At 36.5% G+C, this 24,848-nt stretch carries 24 protein-coding genes and 1 pseudogene; 14 read left to right on the top strand and 11 right to left on the bottom strand.

The genetic code is table 11. The features are described 5' to 3' along the window. Positions 1–512: 512 nt before the first annotated feature. The gene (locus tag JIN86_RS06475) at positions 513–1,640 is read right to left on the bottom strand and encodes an acyltransferase (RefSeq protein WP_202341498.1); all 1,128 of its coding nucleotides are present in this window, start codon (positions 1,638–1,640) and stop codon (positions 513–515) included. A 137-nt stretch (positions 1,641–1,777) separates the two neighbouring features. Between JIN86_RS06475 and JIN86_RS23755 the strand changes: the two genes are divergently transcribed. Then, positions 1,778–1,900 carry a hypothetical protein gene (locus JIN86_RS23755; protein ID WP_255538208.1) on the top strand — a complete coding sequence of 41 codons (123 nt, stop codon included), beginning with the start codon at positions 1,778–1,780 and terminating at the stop codon, positions 1,898–1,900. Between the two features lie 19 nt (positions 1,901–1,919). Here the strand turns inward: JIN86_RS23755 and JIN86_RS06470 are convergent, their stop codons facing one another. Beyond that, positions 1,920–2,921 (bottom strand): NADPH:quinone oxidoreductase family protein, encoded by a 1,002-nt coding sequence (locus JIN86_RS06470; RefSeq protein WP_202341497.1) that lies wholly within the window; start codon positions 2,919–2,921, stop codon positions 1,920–1,922. 126 nt (positions 2,922–3,047) lie between these two features. Here JIN86_RS06470 and JIN86_RS06465 point away from each other — a divergent pair, with 126 nt between their 5' ends. The 10 genes and pseudogenes from JIN86_RS06465 (at position 3,048) to JIN86_RS06425 (ending at position 12,392) form a co-directional block, all read left to right on the top strand. Continuing rightward, on the top strand, positions 3,048–3,635 hold the full coding sequence (locus JIN86_RS06465; protein ID WP_004232442.1) for a TetR/AcrR family transcriptional regulator: 588 nt from the start codon (positions 3,048–3,050) through the stop codon (positions 3,633–3,635). A 305-nt stretch (positions 3,636–3,940) separates the two neighbouring features. Beyond that, complete coding sequence (locus tag JIN86_RS23750) at positions 3,941–4,072, top strand: hypothetical protein (protein WP_255538207.1); 132 nt, start codon at positions 3,941–3,943, stop codon at positions 4,070–4,072. A gap of 453 nt (positions 4,073–4,525) precedes the next feature. Continuing rightward, positions 4,526–5,431 carry an arginase gene (gene rocF / locus JIN86_RS06460; RefSeq protein ID WP_202341496.1) on the top strand — a complete coding sequence of 302 codons (906 nt, stop codon included), beginning with the start codon at positions 4,526–4,528 and terminating at the stop codon, positions 5,429–5,431. Between the two features lie 268 nt (positions 5,432–5,699). Further along, on the top strand, positions 5,700–7,127 hold the full coding sequence (locus tag JIN86_RS06455) for an amino acid permease (protein ID WP_004232450.1): 1,428 nt from the start codon (positions 5,700–5,702) through the stop codon (positions 7,125–7,127). A gap of 203 nt (positions 7,128–7,330) precedes the next feature. Then, a complete protein-coding gene (locus JIN86_RS06450) occupies positions 7,331–8,131 on the top strand; it encodes a DUF817 domain-containing protein (protein WP_202341495.1) in 801 nt (266 codons plus the stop codon). Between the two features lie 159 nt (positions 8,132–8,290). Continuing rightward, a pseudogene (locus JIN86_RS06445) lies at positions 8,291–8,865 on the top strand (pyridoxamine 5'-phosphate oxidase family protein). A gap of 214 nt (positions 8,866–9,079) precedes the next feature. Beyond that, positions 9,080–9,772, top strand: coding sequence for a VanR-ABDEGLN family response regulator transcription factor (gene vanR / locus JIN86_RS06440; RefSeq protein WP_202341679.1), 693 nt, complete (start codon positions 9,080–9,082; stop codon positions 9,770–9,772). Beyond that, positions 9,762–10,463, top strand: a complete 702-nt coding sequence (locus JIN86_RS06435) for a histidine kinase dimerization/phospho-acceptor domain-containing protein (RefSeq protein ID WP_237497154.1) — start codon at positions 9,762–9,764, stop codon at positions 10,461–10,463. Before vanR ends, JIN86_RS06435 begins: the two co-directional genes overlap by 11 nt. 130 nt (positions 10,464–10,593) lie before the next feature. Further along, a complete protein-coding gene (locus JIN86_RS06430; RefSeq protein ID WP_004232464.1) occupies positions 10,594–10,989 on the top strand; it encodes a VOC family protein in 396 nt (131 codons plus the stop codon). 272 nt (positions 10,990–11,261) lie between these two features. Beyond that, a complete protein-coding gene (locus JIN86_RS06425) occupies positions 11,262–12,392 on the top strand; it encodes a CamS family sex pheromone protein (protein ID WP_202341494.1) in 1,131 nt (376 codons plus the stop codon). A 5-nt stretch (positions 12,393–12,397) separates the two neighbouring features. On the opposite strand, the gene JIN86_RS06420 is transcribed toward JIN86_RS06425, so the two are convergent. Then, a complete protein-coding gene (locus JIN86_RS06420; RefSeq protein WP_004232468.1) occupies positions 12,398–12,868 on the bottom strand; it encodes a hypothetical protein in 471 nt (156 codons plus the stop codon). A gap of 218 nt (positions 12,869–13,086) precedes the next feature. Here JIN86_RS06420 and JIN86_RS06415 point away from each other — a divergent pair, with 218 nt between their 5' ends. Then, on the top strand, positions 13,087–14,349 hold the full coding sequence (locus tag JIN86_RS06415; RefSeq protein WP_237497178.1) for an NtaA/DmoA family FMN-dependent monooxygenase: 1,263 nt from the start codon (positions 13,087–13,089) through the stop codon (positions 14,347–14,349). 34 nt (positions 14,350–14,383) lie between these two features. Here JIN86_RS06415 and JIN86_RS06410 read toward each other — a convergent pair whose 3' ends face one another. From JIN86_RS06410 to JIN86_RS06375, 8 genes are all read right to left on the bottom strand, one after another. Continuing rightward, entirely contained in the window at positions 14,384–15,310 is a 927-nt protein-coding gene (locus tag JIN86_RS06410) for a TIGR03943 family putative permease subunit (protein ID WP_202341492.1), read from the bottom strand. A gap of 11 nt (positions 15,311–15,321) precedes the next feature. Further along, the gene (locus JIN86_RS06405) at positions 15,322–16,320 is read right to left on the bottom strand and encodes a permease (RefSeq protein ID WP_004232480.1); all 999 of its coding nucleotides are present in this window, start codon (positions 16,318–16,320) and stop codon (positions 15,322–15,324) included. 505 nt (positions 16,321–16,825) lie between these two features. After that, the gene (locus JIN86_RS06400) at positions 16,826–18,487 is read right to left on the bottom strand and encodes a methyl-accepting chemotaxis protein (RefSeq protein ID WP_202341491.1); all 1,662 of its coding nucleotides are present in this window, start codon (positions 18,485–18,487) and stop codon (positions 16,826–16,828) included. Beyond that, entirely contained in the window at positions 18,484–19,470 is a 987-nt protein-coding gene (locus JIN86_RS06395; RefSeq protein ID WP_202341490.1) for a BMP family lipoprotein, read from the bottom strand. The genes JIN86_RS06400 and JIN86_RS06395 overlap by 4 nt, the downstream gene beginning before the upstream one ends. 242 nt (positions 19,471–19,712) lie before the next feature. Beyond that, positions 19,713–20,981 carry a PTS ascorbate transporter subunit IIC gene (locus tag JIN86_RS06390; protein ID WP_004232488.1) on the bottom strand — a complete coding sequence of 423 codons (1,269 nt, stop codon included), beginning with the start codon at positions 20,979–20,981 and terminating at the stop codon, positions 19,713–19,715. A gap of 33 nt (positions 20,982–21,014) precedes the next feature. Continuing rightward, positions 21,015–21,278 carry a PTS sugar transporter subunit IIB gene (locus JIN86_RS06385; RefSeq protein WP_004232490.1) on the bottom strand — a complete coding sequence of 88 codons (264 nt, stop codon included), beginning with the start codon at positions 21,276–21,278 and terminating at the stop codon, positions 21,015–21,017. Then, positions 21,275–21,733 carry a PTS sugar transporter subunit IIA gene (locus JIN86_RS06380; protein WP_009370780.1) on the bottom strand — a complete coding sequence of 153 codons (459 nt, stop codon included), beginning with the start codon at positions 21,731–21,733 and terminating at the stop codon, positions 21,275–21,277. Before JIN86_RS06380 ends, JIN86_RS06385 begins: the two co-directional genes overlap by 4 nt. A gap of 61 nt (positions 21,734–21,794) precedes the next feature. Next, complete coding sequence (locus tag JIN86_RS06375) at positions 21,795–22,706, bottom strand: LysR family transcriptional regulator (RefSeq protein ID WP_202341489.1); 912 nt, start codon at positions 22,704–22,706, stop codon at positions 21,795–21,797. 138 nt (positions 22,707–22,844) lie between these two features. Here JIN86_RS06375 and JIN86_RS06370 point away from each other — a divergent pair, with 138 nt between their 5' ends. Both JIN86_RS06370 and JIN86_RS06365 read left to right on the top strand, forming a co-directional pair. Next, on the top strand, positions 22,845–23,810 hold the full coding sequence (locus tag JIN86_RS06370) for an ABC transporter ATP-binding protein (RefSeq protein WP_009370782.1): 966 nt from the start codon (positions 22,845–22,847) through the stop codon (positions 23,808–23,810). Further along, complete coding sequence (locus JIN86_RS06365) at positions 23,807–24,832, top strand: ABC transporter substrate-binding protein (RefSeq protein ID WP_004232499.1); 1,026 nt, start codon at positions 23,807–23,809, stop codon at positions 24,830–24,832. Before JIN86_RS06370 ends, JIN86_RS06365 begins: the two co-directional genes overlap by 4 nt. The last annotated feature ends 16 nt before the right edge of the window (positions 24,833–24,848 follow it).

The raw sequence follows: 24,848 nt of genomic DNA, 5'->3' as shown, positions 1-24,848 counted from the left end.
CATTCTGCAAAAGTGTTTTTTCCTTATTTTTCATACTAGCGGTAGCGATCAAAATAGCCCATGATTTGCATGATTAGAAAAAGGAAAGGTTTTTATTTTTAATGTAGAAAAGTGATGCGTGACAACACCTCTTCATAAACCTTCACTTTATTTGAAAACCTTTGCTAAAAAGATAACACTTTTGTGGGGTGGAGTGGAGGGCTACTTGACTCCCGTGGGATAACAAGACAGGCAAAACGCTAAACGGAGTGGTAGCGGAGGAAGCGATTCGGCGCTTGCCCACAGGAAAGTAAGTAGCCTGCAACGGAAATTCATTTTTACTTTTTACAAAATATGAAACCCCTTGGGAGATTTCCACAGGGCCTTTTTAATTAGTTTCTTATTATTTAATAATGCACTACAGAAGAAACACTAGTATTTCTGTAACGGTAAGCACAAAATAACAGGTTCTCAACTAAATACACAGCCAGTTGACCGAAACTAATCGACGACTGGCTGTGCATATTGAACGGCTATTTGTAAGGGAATTTGCTCGGGATAGGACCAAAGGCAATCCAATGGTACTTAAAGAATCTGCCCATCAATAGCACGACCATCCATGGAACAAAGAGGGCAAAAATAAAGCCCCCAATGCTCCAAAGATGATACAGAATACTATTACCACTAGTACTTAATTGTCTATAAAGGAAAAGGAAAAATGGATGTAGTAGATAGATGCCAAATGATACTGTTCCTAGATTGATTAAGCCATTTACAACAGCTTGGTTCCATTTATCATAGATCCAGAAAGAAAGCTGTAATAAGACAATACAGGCTGTAAAAGATTGTAGCTGAAAAACTAATTCAAATACGTTGCTGTTCACTAAATAGGATTGGGCTGAATAAACAAAGTAATATAAATACACATTATATATAGTAGAAATTAGCCATATACACCACAGAAAAAGTGTCGTGATAGGGGAATTTTCCCTTTTTAGCTGAAGCCATCCTTTGTATTTTTCAAAATAAATTCCTAAAAATGCCCCTGCTAAAAAATATAAGAGATACGAGAAAGCGATACTCCCTCTATAGGGATACTGCCAAAACTCTGCGTTTAATAGAATAAAGACCCATTGAAGAACAAACCCAATCCAAATTAAATAAGGAGATAGGGCTGGTTTTTTCTTTAAAATATATAGGAATAATGGAAACATAAGATAGAATTGGACGATTATAAATATATAGTATAGATGGGTATATGCTTTACCTAGCAATAGTTTTTCAAGAAATTGGACACTAAATAGGGAGCGCCAAGTGTCTGCTAAATCATGTGTTCCATAAAATTGCATAGCTGCATAATAAAAAATAGAAAAAAAGAGATAAGGAATGAGTATTTGGGTCACTCTTTTTTTATAAAAATGAATGATAAGCTCCTTTGTTAAATCCTTTTGTATATAATTGTAAAATAATACAAATCCACTTAAGAAAATAAAAGCAGGGACAGCGAATTTAGGGGCGATATTGAAAAATACATAAAGTGGATATAATTTTGAGTCACTAGATAAAGCCGTTACAGGTGTACTAGTAGAATGAATAAGAAGGACAGCTAGAATGGCTAAAGCCCGTGTAATAGCTAATTCATTAATATGTGCTCGCTTCATACGATCATCTCCAAAATAGTAATTATAGTATTGAATTCCCAGAATACTGTTTACATACTCTATTGGTATGCTTGTTAGTACTAATTTAGACAAGCTTTGTTGCCTAAATTTGTCTAAAGGAAACAGGTGGGTCGTTCATGAATTACTATAAAGCGCTTATATGTCAGAGAGATGTCAACAATAAAAAAGCTACTACGCTCGCTATGCGTAGTAGCTTTATGTTGTTATTTGGACAACTAGAATTATTTTCTGGGAAATAGAATGAAGAAGGAAGCTTGATTAAACTTCTGATAATGCAACAAGGATTCTACCTCTTGCTTGACCCTTCAGTAAAATAGGTAAAACATCAGGAAGTTGTTGTAGTGTTACCTCTTGCTGAATGAAATCATTAAGGTTTGCTGGTTTGAAATCAGTCGCTAAACGATGCCAAATGTTCAATCGAATGTCCATTGGGCAATAAACAGAATCAACTCCAAGTAAATTTACGCCTCTTAAAATAAAGGGAAATACACTTGTAGGAAGCTGTGTACCTGCTGTTAAACCGCTACTTGCAACAGCCCCACCATATTGAATTTGGCTTAATAAAGAGGCAAGTGGCTCTCCACCAACAGAATCAACAGCAGCAGCCCATTTTTGTTTTCCTAATGCTCTAATCTTTCCATCATAAACCTCTTCACGATTTACGATTGTAGTAGCTCCGAGTGATTGTAAATATTCATGTTCAGATTCTTTTCCTGTGCTCGCTTCAACTTGATAACCTAGTGTTGAAAGAATAGAGACGGCAAAGCTACCTACACCACCTGTAGCCCCTGTCACAAGAATTTTTCCCTTTTCAGGATGAATACCATTTTCCTCTAACTTTTGAACAGATAATGCAGCTGTAAATCCTGCAGTACCAATTATCATAGCCTCTTTAAGGGAAAGTCCTTTTGGAAGCGGTACAATCCATTGTGCTGGGATGCGGGCATATTCACTAAAGCCACCAAAATGGGAAACACCTATTTCATAGCTAGTCGCAATGACCTCGTCCCCCATTTTGAAGCGAGGATCCTCAGAAGAAACAACAGTCCCAGCTAAATCAATGCCAGGAACAAAAGGATAAGATGTAACGATTTTACCATCAGGAATAGAGGCAAGACTATCTTTATAATTAATACCTGAATAACTAACTTTAATTAATACCTCACCCTTTGGTAGATCTTCTAAAGTTAACGTGCTCACTTTCACTGTAAATGCATCATCTTTATTGACTACTAATGCACTAAAATTTTCTGCCTTCATCGTAAAAGTCCCCCTACAATTATATTCCATTAAACAGTATCAAAATTATTCTGACCGGTCAATATAAAATTGGATTGTTGCTACTCTTCATGTATAATAACTTCTATCAAGTTATCGGAGGCTCCTATGAAAAAGAAAGAGGAAGAACGCAAAAAACAGATTATGAAAGCAGCCTTTAACGCTGTTTCACAATTAGGTTATGATAAGGTTACACTACAAGACATAGCCAATCATGCCAGTGTCTCAAAAGGGGTAGTTCACTACTACTTTACAAGCAAACAAAACATTTTATTAGAATTACTTGAATCCACTACGAACAAAATCTACAGCTATGAAATACAAGAAATAGGCAAGCATCAAACAGCTATAGACAAGCTTCATGCCTACTTAAATGCTGTATTTGTATCCCCTATAGAAAATAAAAAATTTTATAGCGTTTATTTAGATTTTTTAGCTCAGGCAAATAGTAATGAAGAGTACAAAAGAATTAACTTAAAATTTTATGAGAATTGCTGGGGAATTGGACAAGAAATTATTGAATTAGGAAAAAGAGAAGGGGTCTTTAGTTCAGACATTGATTCCTTAACCTATGCAAAAATGATGCGGGCAATGATAGACGGTTCATTAATTCAGTGGTTAACATGCGATTTAGAAGAACAACATAAATTTTATAAAGAAACCTGTTTGAATAGTATTGTGCGATTATTAAAATAGGTAATTGAACAGCCTTATTACTATTGTAGTAAGGCTTCAGACTGTAGACAAACTCAATGAATTTTGAGTTTGCCTACAGTCTTTTTTCTTTTACAATAAAATAAAGTAAAGCCGTTGATTTCCACTACGGGCGGACGCTTTCCGCGGGCGGGGTCGAGCTGCTTCCCTCGCTTCGCTCAGTCCAGGATCTCGACTTTCCCGCTTTTCCCGCAGGAGTCGCCACCCTTCGTTCCAATCAACTTCTACATAAAGAATTCCTTATTCATCTATTGATAAAAAGTACACTTTCGAGGTGATCAACCATGATGACGAAAAATCAAATCAATGAACGTGAACAATTAGAAATGCTAACGATTGATCAATTAGTTCCCCAAGATCATTTAGTACGAAAACTAGAGGCGGCTATTGGAAACTGGCTACTTGGACGTGGCAAGTAGCTTAAGACAGCAACTATGCTCGAAGAGTATGCTAGATTTGGTTGTATATAACCAAATCTAAAAAAGAAATAGGAAGAAAAATGACAAAAGCCTTATTACTATTGTAGTAAGGCTTTTTTTTGCCGTTAAAAAGAAGAATAATTGAATGATTTTGGAAAATATTTATGAACATATTGCATTTATAGATAAAATTACCGTCAAAATTTTCGGAAAAAACTATAAAAAAAGAACAGTTTTAATATTTTGTTTAGTAATTTCTTACAAAAAAACGCATTAAAAAGGGAAAAAATGCTTTTCTATGCAGTGAAATAGCGTTTATGCATTCGTTTATACAAGAAAAAATCTATGTTTTTAATAATTTAAACTGTATAAAAATTTAAAATAATGTCGAGTTGAGTCAATGTTGCAATTTCTTTATACTGTGAAAGTAATTATTGGAGAGGAGAAAACATCATGAATAAAGAAGTGACAATTATTGGGGTGCCCATGGATTTAGGTCAAACAAGAAGAGGCGTAGACATGGGACCAAGTGCTATCAGATATGCAGGGGTAACTGAACGACTTGAGAGACTTGGTTATTCGATTTACGACGAAGGGGATTTAACTATTGACTTCGTACACGAAGATAAAGACGCAGAAGGAAAGACAAACTTAAAAAATTTAAAAACTGTCACAGAAAGTAACGAGAAGCTAGGCCAAAAAGTAGACCATGAAATTTCTTTAAACCGTTTTCCTTTAGTTTTAGGTGGAGACCATAGTATTGCTATTGGAACATTAGCAGGAGTTTCCAAGCATTATGAGAATCTAGGTGTCATTTGGTATGATGCCCATGGCGATTTAAATACTGGTGAAACATCTCCTTCAGGAAATATCCATGGCATGTCTTTAGCTGTAAGCTTGGGCCTTGGACATCCAGCACTTACAAATATCGGAGGCTATGCTCCAAAGGTAAAGCCTGAAAACGTTGTTATCATTGGTGCGCGTGATTTAGATCCTGGAGAAAAAAAGCTTATTAAGGAAATTGGTATTAAAGTATACACGATGCATGAAATTGATCGTTTAGGAATGACGAAAGTAATGTCAGAAACGATTGCCTATTTAAAGGAGCGCACAGACGGTGTTCACCTATCATTAGATTTAGATGGACTGGATCCAAATGATGCACCAGGTGTAGGCACGCCAGTAGCAGGTGGTATTAGCTATCGTGAAAGTCATTTGGCTATGGAAATGCTGTCAGAAGCAAATATTATTACTTCAGCAGAATTTGTTGAGACAAACCCTGTTTTAGATCAATACAATAAAACGGCTATTGCTGCGGTAGCTTTAATCAGCTCACTATTTGGCGATACATTACTTTAAGCCATGAATAGAAGTCATTTTGTATCCCAGAAGGAAGAACTTTTCTTAAAAAATTAGGTCGCGACAACCAACTATAAGAAAGTAGCTCTCCCTATAGTAAGTTTACAATACAATTTAGCTATTCAATAGCCTTTATTTTGTCAGAAAATTGACAGTTCATAAAATATATAAAACAGTTTATCTATTAACATTTAAATTTTAGATTGTTATCTGTTTTGTACGAAAAAAAGAAAGTGCTTACACAGATAATGAATGTAAGGAGTTTTTTATGGCAGCAGAACAATATGAATTAAAAAGAAGTATGAAAGCAAGACACTTATTTATGATTTCACTTGGTGGATGTATTGGAACTGGTTTCTTTCTTGGATCAGGCTACACGATTAACCAAGCAGGACCAACTGGTGCCATCCTAGCTTACTTAGTAGGCGGAGCAGTTATGTATTTAACAATGCTATGTTTGGGTGAATTGTCTGTTGCTATGCCGGTATCAGGCTCATTCCAAACGTACACAACAAAATTTATCGGTCCTGCTACTGGTTTTGCCGTTGGATGGTTATACTGGCTAGGTTGGGCAGTAACTGTTGCTCTTGAGTTTTTAGGGGCTGGACAACTTATGCAAAGATGGTTTCCTGATTCACCAGTATGGATGTGGTGCTTAATATTTGCTGCACTACTCTTTGTATTGAATGGTTTATCAGCTAAAGCATTTGGTGAAGCAGAATTTGTTTTCTCTAGCATTAAGATATTGGCAATTATTATGTTCCTAGCGGTTGGTGGAGCAGCTATGTTTGGGCTAATTGATATGAAAGATGGAACAAATGCCCCATTCCTTACCCATTTTTATGAGGGTGGATTATTTCCTAATGGTGTAACAGCACTGCTTATTACAATGATTACCGTGAATTTTTCATTCCAAGGTACAGAATTGATTGGTATTGCTGCTGGGGAGAGTGAAAATCCTGAAAAGACTATTCCTAAATCTATTAAGCAAACTGTTTGGCGTACGTTGTTCTTCTTCGTGTTATCCGTATTTGTACTTGCAGCTATGATACCAATGGATAAAGCAGGGGTGGTGGAAAGTCCATTTGTAGTCGTATTAGATAGCATAGGTATTCCATATGCAGCAGATATTATGAATTTTGTTATCCTAACAGCTTTATTATCTGTCGCAAATTCTGGTCTTTATGCTGCAACACGTATGCTGTTCTCATTATCTGTCGAAAAGATGGCAAGTCCTGTTTTAGGGAAAGTTAATAAAAGAGGTATCCCAATGAATGCGTTACTTATCACACTCGCTGTAGCAGGTCTATCATTACTGTCAAGTGTATTTGCTGCTAATACAGTTTTTGTGTGGCTATTATCTCTAGCAGGTTTAGGTGCGCAAATTGGTTGGATTGCGATTACAGCATCTCAAATTGCATTTAGACGCTCCTATATACGTCAAGGAGGAAAAGTAGAGGATTTAAAATTCAAAGCGCCATTGTATCCAGTGATCCCTATTTTAGGTTTATTAGCGAACTGTATTGTTATGGCAAGCTTAGCTTTTGATCCAGCTCAACGTTTAGCACTCTACTGTGGTGGAGCATTCTTCATTGGTTGTTATATCGTTTATTATTTAAAAGTGAAAAAAGTGACGAATTTAGAAATAAACCAACAAGAAGTCCAATTAAAATTAAATCAAAAAATATATCTTTAATATCAAAGAGTAGCTACTTACATGGCTACTCTTTTCTTCATAGATAAGCAACAACAAAGACGTATTTAACAAAGAATAGTTCCAATAATAAGAGAAAAAAATTATTGTTTTTCGATAAATAAATATTGAAATAAGATAATTTATCATTTATTCTTCATACAAGAAGCAATTTAATTATGAACAAGTTCATTTGAGGTGGATTCATGTTGAAGAATTTTATTAAAGACTTAGGGGTCTTTACATATCATCAATCATTATCTTGTATTTTTCCTGTTGTGATATTTGCTACACTTGCACTCTCTAAAGCCATTCAAGTACCTGGAGTAGGAAGATATGACTTTATTCTGGTAATCTGTCTATTGACTCAGTACTTGATGTATAAATTTGGTTTAGAAACAAAGGATGAAATAAAAGTCATTTGTTTGTTTCACATTATTGGGCTCGTGCTCGAACTATATAAAGTGAATTTCAATTCTTGGTCATATCCTGAAGAAGCGTGGACAAAAATAGGGGGTGTGCCTTTATATAGCGGATTTATGTATGCGAGCGTGGCAAGTTACATTTGCCAAGCCTGGCGTAGGTTTGATTTGAAAATTGTAAGTTGGCCAAAAAGTTATGTAGCTATTCCACTTGGAGCCATTATCTACTTGAATTTTTTCACACACCATTTTATTTATGATTTTAGATGGCTGTTAATGGCACTACTATTTATTGTGTTTTATCGTACTATTGTAAAATTTACAGTACGGAACAAAGTCTTTAAAATGCCCATCGTTGTATCGTTCTTTTTGATTGGCTTTTTCATTTGGATTGCTGAAAATATTGCAACGTTCTTTGGAGCATGGTCCTATCCAAATCAAGAGGCGTCTTGGTCGATTGTTCATTTTGGTAAAATCAGTTCATGGTTTTTACTTGTAGTCATTAGCATTATGATTGTTGCACAACTTAAATTGTTCTATCGTGATGTAGGTGAAAATTTGGAGAAGAAATCATTCAATATATGACATTCATTTATAGAACCAGAGAACTTCTAAGAAAATAGTATGGGCTTTTGATAAACTAGTATTTTTACCTTGTACCCATGTCCTTTCATTAAACTGTCCCTTTTTTAGCGTGCAATACTGCTGTAGACTCCTTTTTAGAAGAGGATAGGGGGAATGATAATGGTGACAGATATTCGAATGATAAATAGAGCTTGTACAGATGGAAAACAAATAAAACAATTTTTAGAAGGTGCACAAACTGCATTTCTTGGTTTGGTAGATCAACATATGCCATATGTTATTCCGCTAAATTATGTCTACAAAGACGGAAGTTTTTATTTCCATGGAGCCAACGAGGGAAGAAAAATAGACATTCTAACAACTAATCAGAATGCATGTATCACAATAAGTGAAAATTATGGAACAATGGTAGACCCTATTCCTGCTTTGACTGATACGGCTTATATAAGTGTAGTAGCAAATGGTTTAGTGGAATTTGTTACGGATTTAAATGAAGCTACTGCTGCTATGCAGGCAATGCTTGATAAATATGTACCAGATTATTACCAAGTACGCATATCGAAAAATATCAATCCTCTTTAGGGAGTGCAACCCTTGTTCTGAAAGTGAAACCGAGCAGTATAACTGCAAAGGAGAATAAAATAAATAAACAAATGCAATATTACGCAGGTAGAGTGGTAACACAGGATATGAGTCAAAAATCTACTGCTACAGTAAACAATCCAACAAATTAATTATCGGAAAAAATGTAAGGCTTGGGATTTTACCTAAGCCTATTTTTGATATAGTTATAGTTCATTATGAAACTATCTATGAGTTTGCTAACATCAAAAGAAGAGTTAGAAAGATGTTTTTATCTAACTACCTTAATAATAGATATAGTCAAGCGTAAGTGCTATAATGCCTGTGAAAAATCATTGGAAAACAAGTGGGGAGAAGGAGAGGGCAATACAGTTGAATATATTAGTTGTTGACGATGAAAAGGAAATTGCAGATTTAATAGAACTTTACTTAAAAAATGAAAACTATCATGTATTTAAGTTTTATACGGCTCAAGAGGCTTTAGCATGTATTGAGCATGAAAAAGTAGATTTAGCTGTTCTGGATATTATGATTCCTGATATAGATGGGTTTACTATTTTACGAAAAATCCGGGAAACACTGAATTTTCCGGTGATAATGCTTACGGCAAAGGAAGAAGAAATCGATAAAATAAATGGATTTTCTCTGGGAGCAGATGATTATATAACAAAGCCATTTCGTCCATTAGAGTTGGTTGCCCGTGTAAAGGCGCAAATACGAAGATTTACTCTGTACAACCAAGGTTCGAAGCAACAGGAAGATATCATTGATTTTGCTGGCTTGGTGATTAATAAAAACACTCGACAAGTCTTTTTAAATGAAAGACCCATATCCCTTACACCTACGGAATTCGCTATTCTTTGGTATTTATGTGCGAATAGAGGGACAGTTATTAGCTCAGAGCAATTATTCCAAGAAATTTGGGGGGAAAAGTACTTTAGCAGCAATAATACGGTAATGGTTCACATTCGACATTTACGGGAAAAAATGAAGGATGCTGCGGAGAACCCAAAGTATATTAAAACGGTTTGGGGAGTGGGGTATACCATTGAAAAATGAGTTTAGCAAACTGAAAAGGAAAATGGTTTTACAAATTATTTCGATACTTGTCATCGCTAGCATCATAGGCTTTTTTATTAATTTTGCATTTATTGATGGGGTCTTACAAGCTCCTTTTGCAGATGCTTTTATTGCTTTTTGTGAAAATGTCCTGCAGCTTGATTTTTATGCTGCAAGCAATGCCTATCATGTGTTGTTTCGACAAAATAAATCGCTTTGGCTTGCGACAGGATTTATTTTATTATTATTGATTATTTTTTATATCGCCTTGTCTCGATTTACCCGATATTTTCATCAAATTAGTTCAAGTATTACCATGCTTGCAGATGAGTCAGGGAAGGAAATTGAGCTCCCAGCTGAACTCGATTTTTTGGAGAAAAAATTAAATAGCGTGAAATATAAATTAGAAAAGCGTGCAAGGGATGCGCAAGAAGCTGAGCAACGAAAGAATGATTTAGTTGTCTATTTAGCGCATGATATTAAAACACCCTTAACATCCATTATTGGCTACTTAAGTCTTTTAGATGAAGCGAGGGATATGCCTGTAGAGCAGAAAGAAAAATATGTGGCGATTACATTATTTCATTTTCTAATCACACATTTTTTTGTAGTTATAATAATTCTCTATAAACCAGCTTGTTGTTGGTATTGTAGAAATAAAGATGCCTCTGACAGTCGTTTAAAGAAGTAGTATCTGATTTATTGTGGAATCATTCGAATCGGAAGGTACATTAATTGATAGATAATTTATTAATTTTAATCTTCAGAAAAATGATATATAGTAAATATGATCAAATACATTCATCTTTAAGGAGGATACTATGGGGAGATTAGTTCATTTTGAAATTCATGTAAGTGATATGGAGCGGGCAAAGGATTTTTATGGGGAAGTTTTTGGATGGTCATTTCAGGACTGGAGTGAATATGCAGGAATGCCTTACTTCGGTGCTGTGACAGGTGAAGATGATGAACTTGGGATTAACGGTGCTTTAATGCAACGTCAAGGTCCTTCACCAGAAACAAACCAAGCGTTGAATGGCTTTGCTTGTACAATGGGTGTTGAAAGTTATGATGTAACGGAAGCAAAAATTCTTGAAAATGGGGGCAAAGTAGCCATGCCAAAGTACGCATTACCAGGAATGGCATGGCAAGGCTATTATATTGATACGGAAGGCAATGTATTTGGTATTCACCAGCCCGATAAAAATGCCAAATAGTAATGAGGGGGTGATATCACTCTAAGAAGGAGGGAATCCGCTTCTAAAGAGGTGAGAGCTGCTCCAAAATTGTGAAAAACCCACTCATAAGCAGTTGAAAAACTATAAAGCAGAAAGACCTATGTTTCGAGAAAACGAGCATAGGTCTTTTTTGATCATCCGATAGGTAAATGTGGAGATTTGTAAATATGTAATGTTTTATTTTGGTAAATTTGGTATCGTTAAATGAGGTAAGTTATCAAATGATACATAGTATGCAAGGAGAAATAGCAATGAAAAAAAGAAGGCGTATGTTATTTTTATTCGCACCAATATTGATTTTAGCATCTTGTAGTATTAAGGACGAAAGTGTTACTGCTAATGAGAAAAAGTATATTTCATCGATTCAGAAAAAGGAAGTCTATGAGATTCAACAGCCTGCAAAAGTCAATATTGCTAGAGGTTCAATTATCAAAAATATGAATAATGCTTTAAATATTAATGAAATTGAAAGAGGACTCATGAATTTATCGGTGAATCATTTCTCAACAGACAAGTTTTATATGCAGCAAGGCCAATATTTAGAAGAGAAAACGATCAACCAATGGTTAAGTAGAAAGACAGAGGAAGGTATTGGGTTAAATCCAGCCATTGAAACTAGAAGTGACAATGTATTAGAGGATGAAAAAAAGTATCCTTTGATTCTCTCACATGTGTTAGAACAAAACTTTATTAATAAAGAAAATAACAAAGTAGAGGGACTATCGGTTGCCATCTCGTTAAATGAATTTTATGATATACGAGTTTCCGATGCCAATGGTTTAATTTACACAGGCCAAGTGAAAGTAGATCAAAATGATGATGATATCAACGATGTTAAAAATTACGGTAAGGAAGTAGCTAAAAGGATTCTTGAGGATATTAGAAAAAATGAAAAATATCCTAGAGTTCCTATTTATTTAACTTTATATCAAGAATCTAATATAAACGATATTATTCCAGGCATATTTTTAGCTGAAACCTTTATTCCTAAAGATGCAGATACCATAACAAAATGGTTTGATATAGATAAAAAGCATTATGTATTCCCATCAGAAGCTTTATATAGTTTGGACCAAAATATGTATAATAAATTATTAATTTTTAAAGAGGATATTCAAGGTGGATTTAAACATTTAAATCCTAAAATCATGGGAAAACTTCGTTATGAAGATGGTAAATTAACAGATATTGATCTGGAAATACATGTACCACTGGTTAACGATATTGAATTAATTGGCTTGTTACAGCTCACTAGTACAAAAATAAATACAATTTTATTTGACTATATCCCCATTACCATTCGGGTAATCGATCAGAAGCAGGATGTTGGAATTGTTCTCTGGGACCCAACGGAAAAACAAATTTTTGCATCACCTATTTGAATATTTTAAATTTCGTAACTTGTATTTATATCGACTGTAATTGAAGAACCATCATTATTATCAAATTTCATGAACCATTGACCAGCTTGGCTTGCATCCAACTCGTAAGTTGAAGTCAATGATTGTCCAGATTTAATGATCTCTCCGTCTATCCAAACCGTTCCATTAGGTGCAGTTAATATAAACCTAATAGATTGTGAGCTGTTATTTTTCACATAAATTTGAATTGTAGCAGTGCCATTACTAGGTGCTTTAAAATTAAAGCTCATCGAACCCTGACCAGTTGGAAAGGTAGAAGACGTTGTAAGAAGGGAATCATCACTTTTTTCAGCTGTGGGGGTAGAATGAGATTCCTCAGCGGAAGCACCAAGGTTCGGCGGAATAGATGATTTGTGTATAGGATCTTCTATAAAAGATGCTCCACCAATTGGAAATATTAAAAGAGTAACTATAAATAAAGAGGCAAATTTTCTCATGATTCCTCCGCTTAAATATTATTAAATTATAACAATAATACCTTTATTTAACTTTGTAGTAAATATTATTTTGTATGCGCATTTTTCATTTGTAAAGGACCTTCAAAAACTAAAAAGTATTTCATTGCAATTTCTGCCATGAATGATTATTATGAAAATGATAATCATTTTCAATTAAAGGGGGGAGAGTAGCAATGAAAAGACACCTTATTATTGGAATGCATTTAGCTGTTTACGGGAATCATGGCAAACAGGGCGCCTTGATAGACGAACATATTGCATTTGCGCAGCGTGCTGAGGCAGCGAAATTAGATTTTGTATTTAAAGCGGATTATTTAATAGCTCATCCAGAATTAATGGCTAAAATGAAAGGAACAGTTGGCTTAGATCCTAGCTTTTTAATGGCGATGGTGGCAAGAGAAACGAAACAGATTGGCTTAGTAACAACGATTTCCACATCCTTTACGCCACCTTATCTGATTGCTCGTCAATTGCAGTCCTTAAATTGGATTAGCGAAGGACGAGTTGGATGGAATATCGTCACTTCTATAGATGGCGCCTATAATTTCAGCAATGAGCCCATGCCTTCTTCCGAGGAGCGTTATGCTAAAGCTGCAGAATGTACAGCGGTGGTCAAGCAGCTATGGCATAGTCATCCCTATGAAACATTAGAAATGGATGGAAAATTAGAGAAAATAATAGAGCTTGTTAAGCCAATTGAGCATGAGGGCGAATTTTTCCATATAAAGGGTCCCCTCAATCTCCCTATGCATCCAGCAGGAGAGATTCCGCTCTTCCAAGCAGGTGCGTCGGATGTTGGGCGGCGATTTGCGGCTACGGTTTCCAATGCGATTTTTGCGGCTGCACCAGCCATGGAGGTGGGTATTGAGATGCGTAATGATTTACGTCAGCAGGCTATAGAAGTAGGTCGTTCAGCCGACGATATTCGCTTATTACCTGGACTCTATTTCTTTATAGGGGATACATATGAAGAAGCACTCGAAATGCACCGGCAAGCATATGCACATTTAACACTTGAGCGACGCTACAGAGCTTTAGAATCTGTGATTGGTATGGATGTTCGTCATTTGGCACTTGAAGATCAGGTAACGGTTGATATGCTGCCATCAAAAGATCAACAAGTATGTAGTAAAACACATGCAGAATTGGTACGTCGTTATATTATAAACAATGAACCAACTGTCGCAGTATTGTTAGCACGTCCAGAGGTAATTGGTTCAGCCCACCTTGTAGCAATTGGTACACCACAGGATATTGTCGATCAAATTGTTACTTTTTATGAAGAGGGTGCATTGGATGGCTTTATTGCCATACCAGGTGGACCTGCGAAATCTTTGGATTTGTTCTTTAGCAACGTTATTCCCATGTTAGTGGAGCGGGGGTTATTCAGAGCTGAATATGAAGGTAGCACATTACGTTCCCATTTAGGCTTAGATGTGCGCTCTCCCATTAATAGCTGAGAAAGGGCAAGCCATAAGCTTTGCCCTTTTGTTGCTAGAAACTCATTCGAATATTAATAGGGTAAAGATAAGGTGATTCGGGTTGTTCGATTGTTACCCAATCATCAATATGGATAACAGGTAAGCTAGCACCCTCATATGTTGATTGACTAATTGTACCGACCGCTTCAATCCATGTATCTTCTGTGAGTGAAGGAGCGTCTGAAAACTCTGCCAGAAAGCCGACGATACTGGCATCGGCGACACAATGCGTAATAAGAAACCTTGAAATCACTAGTTGCTTTTCTGTAAAACTTTCTTCTTTTAAAACAAAGCCCTTCAACTGTATTTTCTTCCCTAAATAGTTAGCCAAATTTTGATTAATTTCCTCGTAATAGATCGTATAGTCCTCATCGGTCATTTTCAGCATAGATTGTTGGGATAACTGTTGCTTTAATTTGTCATATTGCTTTTTTGTCATTTCCTGTTTTTCTTCCATCAGTCTGGGATCAGCATCATGCTCATCATAGATGTTTTCATCAATCGTTTCATTTGAAGTGAGGTAATCCTCAATTTTAGATGATTGATTTTGCTGGGTGAGAATAAATGCACCACCCTTTTTATCAGCGATGGATGCATCTAAAATTTTTGCTGGCACGAAGAAGCCTGTCATTATTGGTGTCATAATAATGAGGTAGGCTATTATTTTTTTTCGGGTAAAGGTTGTGTGACCATGATCGTGATGGGAGCAGCATGCTTGTCCCGTTTGATCACATGAATGGAGAGCCTTTGAAAAAGATATAACTCTTGTCACTTGAACAAGAAATAGTATAAAAAATATAATGGCGGCTGTTTTACTTAGCCCTTCATATTTAGGGTTGATAAATTTTGTTAGTTCTCCGGTCCAATGCAAGTTGGCAATCATAGCCGAAAAGGCGAGTAACATTAAGGCTCTTAACGCTTGTTGAACGTGAAATTTCATGGTTTTCCCCCTTAGAGATACGCTGAAAGAATCCATATACTAATGTAGACAACTGTAGCCACTAAGGCGATTAACCAAAAAACAAATTTTAAACGAAATACGCTCATCAACATAATGGTATTTTTCAAATCGATCATAGGGCCAAAAATAAGAAAGGCCAGAATAGATGGGGTGGAGAAAATGGCACTAAAGGATGCACCAATAAAGGCATCTGCCTCAGAGCAAAGTGACAAAATGAAGGCTAAGCCCATCATAACTAGAATGGAGGAGGGTTCACCTTCTCCAATGGCTACAAGTGTTTTGGTAGATACATAGGTTTGTACAAAGGCAGCTAAAAATGCCCCGATAATTAAGTATTTACCCATATCAAAAAATTCATCGATGGCATGTTTGACCATATTTAATAATTTGGTGAAGAAGGATACCTGTTGATTAGAGGTTGTTAATGAGTAGGGCTGTAAAGAGCTCTTAAATTGGGATCCTTTAAAAAATAAGCTGGTAAGTAATGCTACTACAATAGCGATGACAAAGCCTACGAGCATTCGCAGGCTCGCTATTTTTAAATCATTTCCAAATGCCATATAAGTAGAAAGAATAACAACGGGATTAATAAGTGGACCAGTTAACATAAAGCCTATAGCTGCATGTATAGGTACGCCTTTGACAATCAATCTTTTAACAATCGGAACAATCCCACATTCACAGGCTGGAAATAATGCACCTACAAGACAACTCATAATAACGGCCATCACAGGGTTTCGAGGAATCCACCTTTGGATATATTCCTCTGTTATAAAAATCTGAATAAAGCCAGCAATCATTATTCCAATTAAGACAAATGGTAATGCTTCAATTAAAATACTTAAAAATATCGTATTTAAATTGAATAATGAGGAACTAAGATCGTTTAGTGCTGAGAAGTTGAATAACACTAGTGGTAGCATGCCTATGAATAGAATGAAGAGCAACCAAAAATTCAATACATATTTGGAAAAATGGAGACGTTCCACATAGACCTCCTTAAAGTGTAATGGTTACGTTTTAATTTAAGATATGACATAGATGACATTGTTAGCACTTCAAAAAAGGAAAGAGAAAGTAAAAATTGATACCTACCATCTTTTTACTTTCCCTCTATATCGAATTATTTATGAGAATACTTAGTTCTATATTGTTTAGGGGTAATCCTATAAAAATGTATCTTTTTAGCAAAGATTTTTCCTGTTCTTTTTATGAAATTCATCACTTCTCCAAATTGAATAAGAGCCTATTCTTACTCTGATTATACAAATCATGGCTATTTTGTTTTCTACAGCTAGTGCGAAAGATAAGAAAAGACACTTTTGCAGAATTGTTGATTGGAGTGAGGCGGTTCAACGGACGCCTCCTGGAAAGGACGCTGGCGGAACCTCTCACCTTGCTAAAGGTTTTTTCTGTTAGAGACATGAGCTTTTTTAACAACATGAAGAAGTCCAGTGAAACATTTTCACTGGATTTAGGTAATGAATTAATATGCTATAGGGTGAATTTTTTGAGCTCATTCATCAAAGTATTAGTCATAGCTTCAAGATCGTCTATCTTAGCACTAATTTTTTGGAAGGAAAGTAGCTGTTCTTGCGTTGATGCTGATATTTCTTCTGTGCCAGCAGCCGTTTCTTCTGTTATAGAAGAAATATTTTCAATAGTACTATTTACTTGCTGGCTCATTTCATTCGTTTGCGCCATTTCTTTTGTGAGATTTTGTAAATCGCGATAGATATTTGTTATGTGCATGGTAATAGCTGAGAATGATTGTTCTGTTTCTACCATGGATTGAGATTGCTCATTTGATAGCAGATAACCTCGTTCAGCCGTAGTAAGGATGTGCGTAATGCCACCTTGAATATGCACGACCATTGAGGTGATTAAATTCGTAGCATTCTCCGTTTCAGAAGAGAGCTTTTTAACCTCCTCGGCAACAATGGCAAACCCTTTGCCTGCTTCTCCAGCTCTTGCAGCCTCGATAGCAGCATTTAGTGCTAATAAATTTGTTTGGCTGGCAATCGTATGGACAGCATTGGCTGCGCCTTCAATTTCCGAAGTGAATTGAGAGAATTGAGTTACAGCTTCCTTAATATCAAGTGATGTGGTTGAAATATCCTTTGCAATGGAAGATTGTTTTTCTAATGAATATTGACCATTTTGAACAGCCTCCAGAGCTTGTTTACCAGTGTCAGCCGATTGCTCACTTGTACGCATTACATCCCTAAATTGATCTGCCATAGTATTCATTTGGAGTGCCACTGATTGAATGTCTTCTGACATCGTATAGCTGCCTTTTGCTAATTCGTCGGTTGAGGTAGCGACTTGATTACTACTTTCATGAATATTGTTCATATGGCTCGTCACTTCTTGTGTAAACAAATTAACATCCTTTCCAATAGTATCAATGGATTGTACAGTACTTTTTAAATTATTCATCATGTCTGCAAAGCTTTTTGTTAATTGATCAATCTCATATCGACTGTTTGCTTGATAGGAAAGGGTAGAAGTATCCATTGTTAAGTTTCCTGTTGCTGCGGCCTGTGCGCAATTTACAATCTGATTAATGGGTTTGGTAATTCTTTTCGCAGCTACATAGGAATAAAGTATCGTAGCAATAATTAATAGCACACTACCTATGATGGTAGAGGTTGTAATGAAACCTATTTTTTGCTTCGTTACTTGGATCATTTCTTGATACCATTCGTTTGTTTCTTTTTTGAGCAAATACATATCGTTTAAAATTCCTTTAATTCGGATGGACTGCTTTTTAATTTCTGAGCGATTGTTTTCTTGAAACCCGCTTTCAGTCGCCTTTTCTAGATTTTCAAATTTACTAGCTATTTTTTCGACGATTGTCTGATGTTCAGGTAATCTCGTTAGAGAGGCTAATGCCTCTAAATTACTTTTTGTTTCATGTAAAATAGCGAGCGCTTCATTTTTATTGGCTTCACTATCTAAGTAGGTAAAATTATTTAAAGATTGACTGGCAACAACTAAGCTTTGCTCTAGTTCTTTTACTGCAAGTAAAAGTTTCGTATCATCCTGTGCTGTTGTTTGGATCGTAAATGTTTGTAGGATAATAAAGCCAATCATAGCCATAGCCAGTACGATTGGAATCAAGGTGTTCATAAATAATTTCTTACGTAGTGTCACTGGTCATTCCCCTTTTCCGCAGTAACTTTTATCGTACCTGAAATAATGGCTTCTTTGGCTTTTTCGATGGTTGTCTGTTGCTCAGCTGTCAGTTGGATTACACGAATATCTGCTAGTCCCACACCTTGATCCGCTAAACCTAATGTAAAGGATTTTTCCTTAATTTTCCCATTTTCAACTAATGTCTTTGCAAGTTGATAGACGGCAAGGTCAACATTTTTAAGCATGGATGTGACAACCGTTTTTTCGGCAACAAAAAACTGATCGATATCAACACCCGCTGCATAGATCCCCATTTCCTCGGCCTTTTTTATCGCCCCAAAGCCAGTAAAGCCTGCTGCATGGTAGATAAAATCAACGTTATTTTTGATATACCTTTCTGCTATCGCTGCACCAGCCTGGGTATCGTCAAAGGTACCAGCATAATCTCTCATAATTTCAATCGATGGCTCTACATAACGAGCTCCTTCGATAAAACCATTTTCAAAATGGTGGATAACAGGAGCATCTGCTCCACCAATGAAGCCAACTTTTCCTGTTTTGCTTGTCATAGCGGCAATCATCCCAACTAAAAAACTACCTTCTTGTTCTTTAAAGGTAATTGATATGATGTTGTCAATTTCAGATTGTCCGTCAATCAGTATAAATTGCTGAGAGGGATTTTGTTTTGCAGTCTTTTCTAGTGCTTCTTGTACAGAGAACCCGAGACCAATGATGATATCATATTTTTCTGCTACAAGCTCATTCAGCTTTTCCTCGTATTTACCATCAGGAGCCTCTTTGTAATCAAACAAAATGCCTAGCTCATCGCGCGCCTTTTCTAAGCCTTTAAAAGCAGAATCATTAAATGATTCATCGCCTAGTCCTGCATCTGATAGTAAAATACCTATCCTATATCCTTCAGTTGATGTTTCTGTCAGTGCTGAGGAACAGCCTGCTATCAACAGAGTGATCAAAAGAAAGCTAGTGATTAATTTCTTCAAATTATGTGTACCTCCTGTTGTGTATAAAATATATATCGGCAAAAACTTAATATTTTTAGTCTGATGTCAGACATCCACGAAAATATTTTTTTTAGCATGTCTAAGAATAATGATTCATTTCTATATACATAATAAGTTAATAATATAAAGCAAGATTACTATTAAAAGGTTTCCGTCGCACTTCTTGTATGTACAGCACTATAAAAGCCTAACGCAAATAGCGTTAGGCTTTACTACATGTTCTAAACAGCGCCGAATAATTTTAATAAATTAATAATAATAATGCCAATTACCCCAAAGTCTGAATCACCGAAGGTAGTCCCTTCATAACCAATGTCTCCCATAAAAATAAGGAGTAAGGCTGGAATAAAGCTAATTAATAAACCATTGGCAAAGGCTCCGGACATCGCACCAATTCTACCACCAGTAGCATTTCCAAAGACACCCGCTGCAGCACCTGTGAAGAAATGTGGAACAAGACCTGGCACGATGACTTTTAGTCCGATGAAGGGGAGAATAAACATGGAAACCAGTCCTGCTATAAAACTAAAAATGAAACCAATAATAACGGCATTTGGTGCAAAAGGGAAGATGGTTGGACAATCAAGTGCTGGTTTTGTGTTTGGTACAAGCTTATCTGCAATGCCTTTGAAGGCTGGAATAATTTCAGCAATTAACATCCGTACACCTGCTAAAATAATATAAACACCCGCTGCGAATGTAATCGCTTGCATAATAGCGAAAATAATAAAATTAGAGCCCGCAGATAATTGTGTCTCAATATAGGAAGGGCCAGCAAAAAGAGCAACAATCACAAAGAACACACTCATTGTTAAAGAAATAGCAACGGAGGTATCTCGTAAAAAGCCTAATGATTTCGGAACCTGTATATCCTCTGTGGATTTCATTTTATTACCAAAGAGCTTACCAATCTTTGCAGAAACATAATAGCCAACACTGCCAAAGTGACCAACAGCAAAGTCATCACTCCCTGTTATTTGTCGAACTGTCGGCTGTAAAATGGCAGGGAACACGACCATACAAAGTCCAAGAATGATAGACCCAACAAGAATAAGAGGTGTACCACTCATCCCTCCAACTGATAATGAAGCGGCGATTAAACAAGCCATAAATAATGTATGATGTCCAGTTAAAAAGATATATTTTAATGGCGTAAATCGCGCAAATAGTAGATTCATAATCATACCAAATACCATGATTAGTGCAGTAGCTGTACCAAAATTAGTCTGAGCAGCTGCCACGATGGCCTCATTGTTGGGAATGACTCCCTGTACTTGAAAGGCATGATCGAACATTTTACTAAAATGATCTAAAGAGCTAATCAAGACAGTGGCACCAGCTCCGAGGATGACAAAGCCCATTATCGTTTTTAATGTACCTGACAGAACAGTGGAACTTGATTTTTTTTGAATAAGTAAACCAATAAAAGCGAATAGGCCGACTAATATAGCTGGTGTTCCTAAAATGTCATGCATGATAACATCTAACATACCAACACCTCATCCTATCCAAATTTTTAATGCTTAAAGCAACGGTTCAAGCTTTTCTTTTATTTCTGAAATACTCATCATATTTACGATGCTCACAATGATTCCTTTGTCTTTCGCTAATTCATTCACGATATCTGCTGCCCCTAAATAAATATCTGCTTTCTCCGCCTTGGCAGACGCTAAATCTGTATGCGTTACCTCTGCATCTTTCCCCAAAACTTCTAATGCTTTTTTAACATTCAATTCTAAAATAAAGCTACTTCCTAAACCGCTTCCACACACGACTAAAATTTTCATTCTGTTGACTCCTTTGTCGTATATTGTTTGATTTTCTCCCATATCATGTCCGCATGTTGACAGGCGATTAGGTCATCAATCTGATCGGTTTCTTGTAAGACTAATGCCAAATCAGCCAACACCTGTAGATGTGAAGCATTGTCAATGGCAGCTAGCACAATCAGTAGGTAGACAGGCTGATTAGGGCTAAAAAAAACAGGCTTTTGTAATCGTAGCAAGCTTATGGCTAGTTCAAGAACCCCATCAGATGGCCGTGCATGAGGAATGGCTACTTTGGGTGTGATGACAACGTAAGGACCATAGTGTTCAATAGATCGAATCATGGCTTTGACATAGCGCTGTTCAATTTTGTGTTGCTGTACTAATGGGCTAGCCGCTAAATGAATTGCTTCTTGCCATGATCGGACAAAGTTTGCAAGCTGTATACAATCTTTTGTCAACAGCTTGGTTAGCAAGGACAACCCTCCTTTCATAAAAATATCTTCCCATTCCATGTTATTACGACTGTATGTGGAATTATGTCATCGTAGAAGATATTTTTAATTGCTTTGCTATTTCATAAACCGACGTTTTGACAAATTCATCCATTTTATGATCTAAGCGCGTTTTCGGATAAATCAATTGAATTTTTCTATTTAGTGTTACATCATGTAGATCTTTCTTCAGCAGTACACCTGATTTTAATTCTTCTTCTATTAAGGAAACAGATAGAAACGCCAAGTTTTTGCCAAAGGTCAGCATCTTTTTAATCGTGCTCACAGAATCCAGCTCAATTGTGTAAATAGAAGGCTGAAATGGCTCCATCCACTTTTCAATGAAGTGATTCGTGGAGCTAGAGGATGTATGCAACAATAGCTTGTATTTAAGAATATCTTCTTTGGTGATGTCTTTTTGTGCTGCTAGCTCGTGAGATGGGCTGAATGCCAATACAAGTGCATCTTCACCGATTGTTTCGTACTGAAGTAAAGGATTTTCCTGCTTAGTCTCCATGATGAGCCCAAAATCTAATTCCTGTAGTGCTACCTTTTTTTCAATTTCAGGTGCTGTTTTTACTTCTAATGAAATGCGAATCTCAGGATAGGTCGTTGAAACTTGATGAATTAAATCTGGCATAAAAATATGGGCAGGTAAGCCACTCGCCCCTAGTCGTAATGAACCGATATGGCCTGCTAAAAGATTTTCAATAAAACGATCCATATCCTTTTGAAGTTGAACCATTTGACGAGCGTAATGATACACACCTTCGCCCGCTTCTGTTAAACGGTATCCTCCAGCATTTGTTCGGAATAAACGAATACCGTATTCCTCCTCTATAGAGCGAATATGAAATGATACTGTGGGGGCTGTAATGCCAAGTGCTTTGGCGACAGGAGCTAATTTTTTTAATTCTACAAGTAAGCAAAATGCCTGTAATTTACTATTGTTCATTTTATCCTCCTAAAGGAAATTAGAAAAAATCTTGTATTTGCTTTAGTTTATTAGATTTTTTTTAACGTGTTATTAATAGTAGATTAATATTTTCTAAATATCTGGAATTTATAGTTGTAAGTAACGAGGAGGATACTTATGAAAATCTCATTAAAAAATATCGAGAAAAAATATGGGCAGTCTCAAGCATTGTGGCCGATTGATGTGGAGTTAGATCAGCAATTTATTACGATTCTCGGACAATCAGGCTGTGGCAAAACAACCTTATTAAAGTTGATAGCTGGCCTTGAACAGCCATCAAAAGGAGAAATACGATTTGATGACACCGTCATTTATTCTTCGGTGTCTCGTAAAAATGTCAAACCAAATAAGCGTAATATTGCCATGGTTTTTCAAGATTTTGCTCTATGGCCACATATGACCATCTTCCAAAATATTGCCTTTGGCTTAAAGGGCATTATTCCTAAATCAGCTATTCCTGAACGAGTCGAGCATGTGATGCGATTGGTAAAAATGCAAGGCTATGAGCAACGAAAGCCAGGTGAATTATCGGGTGGACAACAGCAGCGAGTGGCATTAGCTAGAGCTTTAGCGACCAAACCGCAATTAATTTTATTTGATGAGCCTTTATCTGCTCTTGATGCTGTTCTAAGAGAGCAAATGCAAGATGAAATCATGCACCTCATTCATGAGCTTAATTGCCAAGCCATTTTCGTAACACATGATCAAACAGAGGCCATGACAATGTCTGATCAAATTATCGTTATGGAGGCAGGAAGAATTGCTCAAATTGGCTCGCCTGAGGAAATTTATCGTGCACCAGCAACGCCCTATGTGGCAGATTTTATTGGCAAAGTGAATTGGCTTCACAATCGACAATCAATTGTGCGACCTGAGGGTGTTTCGAGAATATCGCGTCCTGGGACGATTGCCAAACAAGCGCAGATTGTGAAAAGTACATTTGTTGGCGATCGTTATTTAGTACAAGCACAGGTAGAAGGACAGTATTGGAGCTTTTATGAGAAGCAGCCATTAGAGCATGGAAAAAGATTGCAAGTTTTTATTGATGAAAAACAAATCTATCAATTGGAGGGTTTACATTGAAGAAACGACATTTTAAATTATGGGCAACTGCTGGCATTTTATTGGCCTTAGCATTAGCTGGCTGTGGTAATAAAGAGGCAAAAGAGACGAATGAAGCAAGTGCAAAGACACAGGAGGAGAAAGTTCTGACAGTGTATTCTGCTGGGCCAGATGGTTTAGCTGCAAATATTCAACAAGCATTTGAAGAAAAAACAGGGATTAAAGTGGAAATGTTTCAAGGAACTACGGGTAAAATTCTCTCTCGTTTAGAAGCGGAAAAAAATAATCCTGTAGCTGACATTGTTGTACTTGCCTCTGTTGCCTCAATGGATGGGTTAAAAGCAACAGATCAATTGCAAAGCTACGAAGCTGCTAAAAATAAGGAAAGAATCAACAGTGATTGGTCGGATCAAGATGGATATTTTTATGGCTACAGTGCCTCTGCTTTAGGGATTGCCTATAATACGAAGAATACGACACAGGCGCCTACGGATTGGTCTGATTTAGCAACAGCTGATTGGCAAAATAAAATTAATATTCCCGATCCAAGTTTGTCAGGCTCTGCTGTTGATTTCTTATATGGCTACACAGCAGCAGAAAAAACAGCTTGGAGCACAATTGATAGTTGGAAGAAAAATGGCTTACAAGTCAATGGTGCGAATAAAGAAGCCTTGGATGCGGTTATTACAGGCGAGAAAAATGCCACGATTGCAGGTGTAGATTATATGGCTTATAAAGCAAAAGCAGACGGTGAGCCAGTGGAAATTATCTATCCGACGAGTGGGACAGTGGTTAGTCCAAGAGCAGTAGGTATTTTAAAGGATGCACAACATGTAGAATCTGCACAAGCCTATATTGATTTTTTATTGTCAGATGAAGGGCAAAAGCTAGTAGCAGATGCTTACTTATTACCAGGGAATAAAGATATTGCTGTGAAAAATCGTGCAGCTTTAGATGAGATTCCACAGTTAACAGTTGATTGGATGGGTGCGGAAGCGAAACAGCTGGAAGTACTAACAAAGTTTACGGATTTATTTCGTTAAATAAAGGGAGGTTGAT

Source organism: Lysinibacillus sp. HST-98 (assembly GCF_016757845.1).
GTDB lineage: Bacteria > Bacillota > Bacilli > Bacillales_A > Planococcaceae > Lysinibacillus > Lysinibacillus capsici.
Note: the sequence above shows the minus strand (reverse complement) of the source record. Positions and strands in the feature narration are given on the sequence as shown.

Bases quoted from the DNA above. Each gene is read 5' to 3' on its own strand.
- JIN86_RS06430 (WP_004232464.1), top strand. From the start codon at position 10,594: ATGGGGAGATTAGTTCATTTTGAAATTCATGTAAGTGATATGGAGCGG.
- JIN86_RS06470 (WP_202341497.1), bottom strand. From the start codon at position 2,921: ATGAAGGCAGAAAATTTTAGTGCATTAGTAGTCAATAAAGATGATGCA.
- JIN86_RS06425 (WP_202341494.1), top strand. From the start codon at position 11,262: ATGAAAAAAAGAAGGCGTATGTTATTTTTATTCGCACCAATATTGATT.
- JIN86_RS06475 (WP_202341498.1), bottom strand. From the start codon at position 1,640: ATGAAGCGAGCACATATTAATGAATTAGCTATTACACGGGCTTTAGCC.
- JIN86_RS06375 (WP_202341489.1), bottom strand. From the start codon at position 22,706: ATGAACAATAGTAAATTACAGGCATTTTGCTTACTTGTAGAATTAAAA.
- JIN86_RS06455 (WP_004232450.1), top strand. From the start codon at position 5,700: ATGGCAGCAGAACAATATGAATTAAAAAGAAGTATGAAAGCAAGACAC.
- JIN86_RS06415 (WP_237497178.1), top strand. From the start codon at position 13,087: ATGCATTTAGCTGTTTACGGGAATCATGGCAAACAGGGCGCCTTGATA.
- JIN86_RS06465 (WP_004232442.1), top strand. From the start codon at position 3,048: ATGAAAAAGAAAGAGGAAGAACGCAAAAAACAGATTATGAAAGCAGCC.
- JIN86_RS06390 (WP_004232488.1), bottom strand. From the start codon at position 20,981: ATGTTAGATGTTATCATGCATGACATTTTAGGAACACCAGCTATATTA.
- JIN86_RS06370 (WP_009370782.1), top strand. From the start codon at position 22,845: ATGAAAATCTCATTAAAAAATATCGAGAAAAAATATGGGCAGTCTCAA.
- JIN86_RS06450 (WP_202341495.1), top strand. From the start codon at position 7,331: ATGTTGAAGAATTTTATTAAAGACTTAGGGGTCTTTACATATCATCAA.
- JIN86_RS06410 (WP_202341492.1), bottom strand. From the start codon at position 15,310: ATGAAATTTCACGTTCAACAAGCGTTAAGAGCCTTAATGTTACTCGCC.
- JIN86_RS06420 (WP_004232468.1), bottom strand. From the start codon at position 12,868: ATGAGAAAATTTGCCTCTTTATTTATAGTTACTCTTTTAATATTTCCA.
- JIN86_RS06385 (WP_004232490.1), bottom strand. From the start codon at position 21,278: ATGAAAATTTTAGTCGTGTGTGGAAGCGGTTTAGGAAGTAGCTTTATT.
- JIN86_RS23750 (WP_255538207.1), top strand. From the start codon at position 3,941: ATGACGAAAAATCAAATCAATGAACGTGAACAATTAGAAATGCTAACG.
- JIN86_RS23755 (WP_255538208.1), top strand. From the start codon at position 1,778: ATGAATTACTATAAAGCGCTTATATGTCAGAGAGATGTCAACAATAAA.
- rocF (WP_202341496.1), top strand. From the start codon at position 4,526: ATGAATAAAGAAGTGACAATTATTGGGGTGCCCATGGATTTAGGTCAA.